Annotated in this window: 5 protein-coding genes and 2 pseudogenes; 3 read left to right on the top strand and 4 right to left on the bottom strand. The window is 71.1% G+C overall.

The window, feature by feature from the left end; translation table 11 throughout:
• The 4 genes and pseudogenes from AOK08_RS33435 to AOK08_RS33420 all read right to left on the bottom strand — a co-directional run.
• Positions 1-795, bottom strand: a pseudogene (locus AOK08_RS33435) (hypothetical protein); the annotation flags it as partial.
• Between the two features lie 4 nt (positions 796-799).
• Positions 800-1,816, bottom strand: coding sequence for a phosphate ABC transporter permease subunit PstC (gene pstC / locus AOK08_RS33430; protein WP_198539472.1), 1,017 nt, complete (start codon positions 1,814-1,816; stop codon positions 800-802).
• Between the two features lie 167 nt (positions 1,817-1,983).
• A complete protein-coding gene (locus AOK08_RS33425; protein ID WP_055532992.1) occupies positions 1,984-4,047 on the bottom strand; it encodes an Ig-like domain repeat protein in 2,064 nt (687 codons plus the stop codon).
• Between the two features lie 586 nt (positions 4,048-4,633).
• Complete coding sequence (locus AOK08_RS33420) at positions 4,634-5,143, bottom strand: alpha/beta hydrolase (RefSeq protein ID WP_241827198.1); 510 nt, start codon at positions 5,141-5,143, stop codon at positions 4,634-4,636.
• Positions 5,144-5,324: 181 nt separating this feature from the next.
• Here AOK08_RS33420 and AOK08_RS33415 point away from each other — a divergent pair, with 181 nt between their 5' ends.
• From AOK08_RS33415 to AOK08_RS33405, 3 genes and pseudogenes are all read left to right on the top strand, one after another.
• Positions 5,325-6,065 (top strand): SDR family oxidoreductase, encoded by a 741-nt coding sequence (locus tag AOK08_RS33415; RefSeq protein WP_055532994.1) that lies wholly within the window; start codon positions 5,325-5,327, stop codon positions 6,063-6,065.
• Between the two features lie 117 nt (positions 6,066-6,182).
• Positions 6,183-7,223 carry an SGNH/GDSL hydrolase family protein gene (locus AOK08_RS33410; protein WP_055532988.1) on the top strand — a complete coding sequence of 347 codons (1,041 nt, stop codon included), beginning with the start codon at positions 6,183-6,185 and terminating at the stop codon, positions 7,221-7,223.
• 232 nt (positions 7,224-7,455) lie between these two features.
• Positions 7,456-8,767, top strand: a pseudogene (locus tag AOK08_RS33405) (iron-containing redox enzyme family protein); the annotation flags it as partial.

Genomic DNA, 8,767 nt, shown 5'->3' with positions numbered 1-8,767 from the left:
CATCGCCTCGACGATGGTGCGTACGAACCGGGAGAACCGTCCGGGCACCTGACCGAGGTACACGGCGCAGGTGATGCCCAGCGGGATGGTGACGGCGAGCGCGATGCCGATCTGGATCAGGGTGCCGGCGACCGCGTGCTGGACACCGCCGACGGTGACCGGGTCGAGCGGACCCGCCGCCTGCATGTCCTGCGTGTAGAAGGCCCCGTGAGGCAGCGCGCGCCAGCCGCGGGCCGCGGTGAAGCCGATGACCAGGACCAGCCCGGCGAACAACAGCGCGGCGGCGGAGGTGAGTACGACGGTCAGCAGGCGGTCGCGCACGGCCGGCCCGGCGGAGGAGTCGGAAGCCGAGGAGTCGGAAGCCGAGGAGTCGGAAGCCGAGGAGTCGGAAGCCGAGGAGTCGGAAGCCGAGGAGTCGGAAGCTGGGGAGTCAGAAGCCGGGGAGTCGGAAGCCGGGGAGTCGGAAGCCGGGGAGTCGGAAGCCGGGGAGCCGTCGGACGAAGGGTCGTCGGACGAGGCGTCCATCCAGACCAGCACCGCGTAGACCAGCAGAAAGATCAGGTAGGCGACGACGGCGAAGCCCAACGGCCCCGAGAGCGGCGCCAGTTCGCCGAAGAGCAGCCAGGCCAGGCTGAGGCCGGTCGTGGCCGCGCCGGCGAGGGCCAGCAGGTCGCCCCGGCGCGCTCCGCCCACGCGGCGGTGCTCCTCCGGCTCGGTCGACGGGTCGCGGCGCGGCACGACGGTCGTACCCGGCCGGGACGTGGGAGGCGACGGCTTGTCGAGAGTGGTCGTCATCGGCTCACGCCTCGCTCTGGGCGCCGGACCGCGAGCGGGCCACGATCGACGACGCGGTGAAGTTGACCACCAGGGTCAGCAGGAACAGGGCCAGCCCTGCCGCCATCAGCGCGGAGACTCCGAATCCGGAGGAGTCCCCGTAGTGCAGGGCGATCAGTGAGGAGACCGAGTTCGAGCCGGTCTGAAGGATGTGCGGCTGGATGCTGAAGACCGGCGAGATGATCAGGTAGACCGCGATGGTCTCGCCCAGGGCGCGGCCGAGCCCGAGCATGGTGCCGCCGATGATGCCGGCGGCACCGTACGGCAGGACGACGCTGCGGATCATGCCCGCCCGGGTCGATCCGAGCGCGTAGGCGCCCTCCCGTTCGCCGACGGGCGCGCGGCTGAACACCTCGCGCATCACCGAGCACTGGATCGGCGCCACCATCAGCGCGACCACGATTCCCGCGACGAACGTGGAGGCGGTGTACACGCTGGCGGAAGCGAGCGGGTCGTCCTGGTTCGCCCCGTCCACGTGCAGGAACGGGATCCAGCCGAGCCAGGTGGAGAGCCAGCGGGACAGGCCGATCACCTTGGCCTGGAGGAAGAACAGGCCCCATAGTCCGTAGACCACCGACGGCACCGCGGCCATCAGGTCCACCAGCGCGATCAGCGTGTGCCGCAGCCGGGCCGGTGCGATCTCGGAGATGTACAGGGCGGTGCCGAGCGCCAGTGGCACCGACACCACGGCGGCGACGGCGGCGATCAGCAGGGTGCCGGTGAGTACGGCGGCGATGCCGAAGTCGTGGGTGTCGGGTTCCCATCGCTCGGTGGTGAGGAAGGAGAACCCGGCGGTCCGCAGTGCCTGGAGGGCGCGCAGCAGCAGGAACAGGCCGACGGCCGCCATGATGGCGAGCACGGCGAGACCGGAGCCGCGCAGCGCGCCGCGGAAGAGGCGGTCACTGGTGCCCCGTGCGGTGGACAGCCGTCGTGGCGTGTCCTCGCCGGGCGGCGGCGCCGACGCGGTCAGCGGGAGGCTCAAGGCCGTGCTCCTTTCTGGTTGCGGGTTACGGGTTACGGATAGCGGGCCACTGAGGTGCGGCTGTTTACGGCACCCGGGGGCTGGGGCGGGGGCTGGAGCCGGCGCAAGCGTCGGCTCCAGCCCCTTTCAGGCACGATTCAGCTGGTGAGCCCGGTGCTGAGCCGGAGTCAGAAGCTCGTGATGGAGATGCTCTTGGACTTGGCGATCACGAAGCCGTTGCCCAGGTAGCGGACGCTGAGCGTCTGCTTGCCCTTGGCGAGCCTGGCGATGGTGACGGTCACCTTGCCGCCGTTGAGGGTGCCGCTGCCGACCAGCGTGGAGCCCTTGTAGATCCGGACCTTGCCGGTCGGGGTGACGCCGGTGGCGCTCGCCTTGACGGTGATCGCGGCGCGCTTGGTGTGGCTGATCCGGGCCGGGGCGGTGACGGTGAGGGCCGGGGTGGCCTTGACGACGGTGAACGTGACGTTCTTGCTGGAAGCGGTGTTGGCGCTGTCGCCGCCGTAGCGGATGCTCAGGGTCTTGGCGCCCACGGCGCCGAGCTTCGTGGTGCCGACCTTGACCGTGGCCTTGCCGTCGGCGTTCAGGGCGGCGGACCCGACCTTGGTGCTGCCGTAGTAGGCCGCGACCGTGCCGGTCGGCGCGAGGGCGCCGGTGTGGCCGACGGTCACCGCGATCGACTCGGTGGTCCCGTACGCGGGCTTGGCCACGGCGGCCGAGGCGGTCACCGTGGTCGCCGTCCTCGCGGCGGCCACGGCCACGTTCGTCGTGGTCGCGTCGCTGTTGCCGTTGATGTCGGCGGCGATGACCGTGACGGTGTACGAACCGGCCGCCAGGCCCGTCAGGTTCGCGCCGGTGGTGGCGGCGGGCACGTCCTTGTAGGCGTAACCACCCACAGGCGCGCCGGTGCCGTCCTGCACGGTGACGCGGTAGTCGCTCACCGCGGCGCCCGAGGCCGGGGCCCAGGACAGCTTGAGCGCACCGGCGCCCGGCGTCGCGGTCACGGACGGGGCGGCCGGGACCGCGGCCGAGAGGTTGCCGTCCTCCAGGCCGCCCCGCTTGACGTGCTTGTTGGTCGGGTCGGCTATGCCGTTGTAACCGACGTTCAGGAAGCCGAACTTGGCGATCACGGACTGGGCCGGACCGGAGGCGAGCGCCGCCGTGTGGCTGTCGTCGGTCACGAAGACGTCGTAGAGGGGCTTGTTGAAGAAGACGCTGGTGGGGTCGATGGCCCGGGTGGAGACCACGTTGGAGGCGTCGCGGCCGAAGGTGGTGTCGGCGAAGAAGTCGGGGTTGGAGGAGATGGTTCCGTCGGCGTTGTGGATCACCGGTGCGGTGTAGGTGCCGTTGTTCTGCTCGTCCAGCGAGCCGAGGAACGCGCCCGCGCTGACGGCGGCGGCGCTGCGGTCCGGGGCGACGCCGTTCGTCTGGGCGACGAGGCTGGCGACGGAGAGCGGGACGAGGTCACCGTCGTTCTCGATGACCTTGTTCAGACGGTTCTGCTGGACCGGCTTGCCGTCGTGGTCCAGTGTGTCGACGTTGCTGCCGAGCTGGGCGTCGGTGACTCCGATCGCCTTCTGGAAGAAGGTGCGGGTGCCGGCACCGGAGTTGGGGATGAAGGGGTGGACCTTCACCCCGTTCACCTCCGTCAGGGCCCCGGTGTAGATGTCGTGCAGCTGCTGCTTGGTCAGCTGGGCGAGCGCGGAGCCCTTGGCCCCGTAGCCCACGGCGTCCCGGGCGAAGGGGATCGCGGTCAGCGCGGTGCCGGAGACCGTGGGCGCGCTGGTGTTGCGGGCGAAGTCGATCTGGTCCTGGATGTTCACCGTGCCGTCGTTCGCGCTGGAGGAGACGGCGTAGTTGCCGCCCGCGATCGAGTCGCTCAGGGCGAGGCGACCGGCGTTGGCGCCGTTGGGACGCAGGAACTTGGGCCCGCTCACGTGGGGCTGGATCTGCGAGGTCGTGGCGCCGGTACCGGGCTCGGTCGCGTCGTAGGACGCGATCGTGTAGCCGTCCGCCGTGACGGCGGTCGCGGCGTAGCTGGTGCCGTTGACGGTGTCACCGGCCAGCGCGTCCAGGACGTCCTGGGTGACGTCCGAGCCGACGCCGACCAGTTGGTGGGTGGTGACCCCCGCACCCGGGTCGGCGAACGCGGTACCGGAGGTCAGGGCGAGCGGGGAGGCGAGCGTGGCGACGACGACAGCGGTCGCCACGACGGAAGTACGGCTCAGACGCATGGTCGAACTCCTCGTAAGGGGGCCCACGGGCAGGCCGCAGCCGCGCGGGTAGCAGCGAGCGCGGGTGCGGGCGACGGACGCGGGCACGGGAAAGCGGGAGGCAGGAAGACAGGAAGGCAGGAATGCCGGAATGCGGATGACCGCAGGGCCGGGAGGACCGGGAGGACCGGGAGGCCGGACAACCGTCAGCCGACCAACCGTTCAGCTGAACGGCCGTTGACTGAACGGCCGTTGGCCGGACGTCCGGGGGAAGGGTTCACCTTGGCGTGCCCGCGCACGTGGGGGTCACGGCCGGGAGGAGTGAGCGCGCGTGTGAGTGTCGTTCAGACTCAGCAGCAGGCCACGGCGTCGCCCGGGCAACAGCTCGTGCTGCCCACGCGCATCAGATCGACGGCGAGACGCCGCGTCAACGCCGGGAGGGATGTCCGAATCACGGCGCGAACGTTATCAGCGGCGCCCACAGGAACCACACAAGTCCGGCATCATCTCGTATGCCGATACGAAGTTGTTCGTACGCAACCGTTTCAACCCGTTTTGCCCACGTCGTTTTTGAGACGACCTCATCCCACATACCGTCGGTGTCGTGTCACTTCCGGCAGGTGATGTCGGCGGAAGGCAGGACTCCGGTCCGCAGGCAGTCGTCGACCGCGTCGTCGACGCACTGGTTCCTCGGGGCGAAGAGGCCCGCGTAGACGGTGTGGCGGAAGGCGCCGCGCAGGGTGACCGGGCGTGAGCCCCTCAGGTCACGGTTGGCCGCCAGTCGGCGCTCGTAGACGGCCGCCGGGTCGCCGGTGTCGCCGACCATCAGCAGCGGCACATCGTTGTGGACCTCGACCGGAGGCTCCGCCGGGGCGACCGGCCAGAAGGTGCACGGTGTCACGGTGCGGGTGAGGGGGCCGAAGAGGGGATCGTCGGCGCGGTGTGCCTCGATGTCCCGGTAGTAGGTCTCCGGGTCGCGGGAGGTGGCCGCCCGGTCCGCGCACGCGACGGCGGTCTGGACGGCGAACGCGCCGTCGGCGTCCGGGGCCGCCAGGCCGGTCAGGAACTGGTCGAGGACCGGGGTGGGGGTGACCTTGTCGCCGTGGGCGGCGCTCACCAGCACCCGGCAGGCCCTCACCCCCTTTTGTCCGTCCTGCGGGTTCCCGCATTGCGGGGTTCCGAACAATGCACACGGTTCAGACCGCCTCCCGCGCCGGGAAAGCTCTCACCGAACGAGGAAATCATCGACCGGTGCGGAATTCCGGGCAAGGGAAAAGGCGGTGGCGCGGGTGGCCGGAATGGCCGTGGTGACCGGGGCGAGCGGCGGAATCGGCGCGGCGACAGCTCGCCGGCTGGCGAAGGACGGTTTCGACGTGGTGGCCGTGGCCCGGCGTGCGGAGCGGCTGCGCCGGCTGGCCGAGGAGACCGGCGTACGGCCGTACGTCCTCGACGTCACCGATGGCGAGGGCGTACGGCGGTTCGCCGCCGAACTCGGCTCCTGCGACGTCCTGGTGAACAACGCGGGCGGCGCCCTCGGCGCGGACCCCGTGGCCGGGGCGGACGTCGCGGACTGGGAGTGGATGTACTCCGTGAACGTGCTGGGCACCCTCCGTATGACCCAGGCCCTGCTGCCGCTGCTGCGGGCCGGGCGCGGCGGCACCATCGTCACCGTGACCTCCACCGCGGCCTTCACCGCCTACGAGGGAGGCGGCGGCTACAGCGCCGCAAAGCACGCCGAGCGCGCGCTCGCCGAGACCCTGCGCCTGGAGCTGTGCGGCGAGCCCGTCCGGGTGGTCGAGGTGGCGCCCGGGATGGTCAGGACCGAGGAGTTCGCCCTCAACCGGATGCGCGGTGACGCCGATCGGGCCGCCGCTGTCTACGAGGGTGTCGACCACCCCCTCACCGCCGAGGACGTCGCCGAGTGCGTGGCACTGGCCGTCGGTCTGCCCCAGCACGTCAACGTCGACCGGCTCGTGGTCCGCCCGCTGGCCCAGGCGGCCCAGCACAAGCTGCACCGCGGGCCCCTGTTCGGGGACTGAGCCACCCCTTTCTCCCCGCACGGGTCCTCCCTTCACGAGCTGCCCCCGCACGAGTTCCGCCTTCCCGAGTTGCCCCTTCACGAGTTGTCCCTTCATGAGCCGAGGAGTGCGTCCGACGTGAAGCTCCAGCGTGATCAACTGACCCCGCAGATGCAGGAGTACGCGCGGTTCGACGACCGCGGCGAGGCCCGCTACCTGCCCTACCTCATGTACTTCCACCGGGCCGACTACCGGTCCTCCGTCATCAACACGGACCGGGCGGGCTTCCGCCTCTCGCACGGCCCGGACGGCGAGACGGCCTCCGCCGCGGGGCGTGTGCCCGCCGGCCCGGTACGCCTGATATCCGGCAGTTCCACCGTGCTCGGCATCGGTGCCACCAGTGACGCCACCACGCTCGCCTCCCAGTTGTGGCGCAAGCACGCCCCGTCCGTGCCCTGGCTCAACTTCGGCGGGCGCTGCTACAACTCGACGCAGGAACTGCTGCTGTTCGCCCTCCACCGCCATCTGCTGCCCGAGATCGACGAGATCGTCGTCTTCTCGGGGCTCAACGACCTCACGGTCGGCAGGCTGCCCGAGTGGCAGCAGGGCGACCACGGCGCGTTCTGGTTCTGCGGCGAGTACTTCGACAAAATGGAGGAGCTCCGCGAGAGCAACCGCAGGGCCGCCGCCGCCGGCAAACTCCTCGGCCGCCGCCCCGAGCGCCGCCGCACCATCTCCACGCACGACGACGTCCGGCGCGATGTCCCCGCCGTCATCGACGCCGCCGCCGACCTGACCCTCCGCCATCTGGACAGCTGGAGGCGGCTGGCGGGGCCGGCCGCCCGGCTGACCTACGTACTGCAGCCGATGGCGCTGTGGATGCGGGACCGGCACGCGCCCCAGGAGCGGCTCCTCTTCGACGAGATCGACCGCATCTCGAAGCTGGGCACCTGGGAGGCGCTCTACGGCGACATCTCCCGCAAGGAGGTGGCCCGCGCCTTCTCCGAGAAGCTGAGCGTCGGCTGCGAGAAGCTCGGCATCGGCTACGTCGACCTCAACCCGATCGTCGCCGAGGCGGTCACCGAGCGGGACTGGATCTACGTGGACCGGGCGCACTACACCGACCACGGCTACGACCTGGTGGCCCGCCTCCTGGCCGAGACCCTCAGCCTTTCCTGAATCCCCGAATCCCCGAATCCCCGAACATTCGAATCCCCGAACATTCGAATCCCTGAACATTCGATTTCTGATTTCCGATTTCCGAAAGCAGGCGATTTCCCGATGTCCCTTCTGCGAAAGATCGCGGACCTGATCTTCCGGCGCAGGAAGCGCGCCAACCGGAAGAACGACGCATCCATCTATCCCATGTTCTGAGCGGCCGACGAGAAACAGGCCGACCGAAAGGAGAAGGATGCACAGCCATACGGCAGCCTCCCCGGCGAAGCCGCACCCGCACTCCGCCCCGCCACCCGGCGACGGCGGACCCGCCCGAGCCGTGTACGCGTACGCCGCCGACCCGGAGGCATCGGTCCCGGGCGGCGGGTTCGTCGAGGAGGTACGCGCCGAACTGTGCCGCACGGACGTCGGGGAGGCCCCCCTCGACGACCTCGTGCGCGAGGCCGCCGACTGGGCCGCCGCCGAGAGCGGGCGGTTCACGGACCTGCTCGGTCCGGAGCACCAGGACGGCCGCCCGGCCGGGCACCAGGAGGTGCTGGTGCGCCGCGCGGTGCTCGGCTGCGCCCCGCTCTCCCTCGTCTCCGGCGCCTGGCTCCAGTGGCTGAGCGCTCCCGGCAACGCCGAGGTCCCGGTGGTCCTGCGGATCCTCGCGCTGTACGCCGCCGACGTGGGCGCCGGCCACCCGCACGCCTCCCGGGGCAGCGCCTTCCTGGAGCTGCTGCGCCGTCTGCGGCTCGCGGAGAACGCCGTACCGGCGGCCAGGCTCACCGGTGACCAGCGCATACCCGAGAGCGCGTTCCGGCTGCCTGGCCTGCTGCTGGCCATGAGCCGGCGGCCCGACGAGTTCCGCGGCGAACTCCTCGGCGCCGACCTGTGCCTGCGTACGGCCGGCCTGCTGCCGGCCCTGGCGATGGTCCGGCGGGCCCGCCCGACGGAGGCCGACTGGGACGCCATCGACCCCTCCCTGCCCCGAACCGTCGCGGACACCGGGGACACAAGCGACACCGGGAACGCCGGGGCCACCGGGAGCGTCGAGGACACGGCGCGGCCGGACCGGCAGTGCCGGGCTCTCGTCGACGAGCTGGTCGCGCAGGACGGTGACCGGTCCGCCGAGGCGGTGCGCCGCGGCTTCGCCTGGACGCTGGGCGCACTGCGCGCCTGGTCGGGGGCGCTGTACGCGGAACTGGTCGCGGCCGGGGACCCGGCGTTCGACATGGCGGAACTGATGCGGCTGCGCTCGCGTGAAGGCGCCGTGTACCACCACCAGTTCCAGTTGGAGGGCAAGCCGCTGGCCCGCTGGCTCGCCGAGTGCCGTACCCATCCGGGGCCGCTGCTGGACGCGCTGTCCCGCAGCAAGCTGGTCAAACCCGGCCGCGCCTCCGCCAGCGCGCTGGTACGGGGTCTGGTCGGCGAACGGGGCCCGATGTTCCGGGTGTTCTCCCCCGAGGACCTGCTCGTCATCCGCCGCTGGATCAACTCCCTGCCGCCCGCGTCCCGCACCGGGCCCGACACTCAGCCCCGTACCGGTACCCCCCTCGCCCTCCCAC

The organism is Streptomyces graminilatus (assembly GCF_001418565.1).
In the GTDB taxonomy this organism is placed as follows: Bacteria; Actinomycetota; Actinomycetes; order Streptomycetales; family Streptomycetaceae; genus Streptomyces; species Streptomyces graminilatus.
The sequence above is the reverse complement of the archived record's forward strand: the minus strand, read 5'-3'. Positions and strand labels throughout refer to the sequence as shown.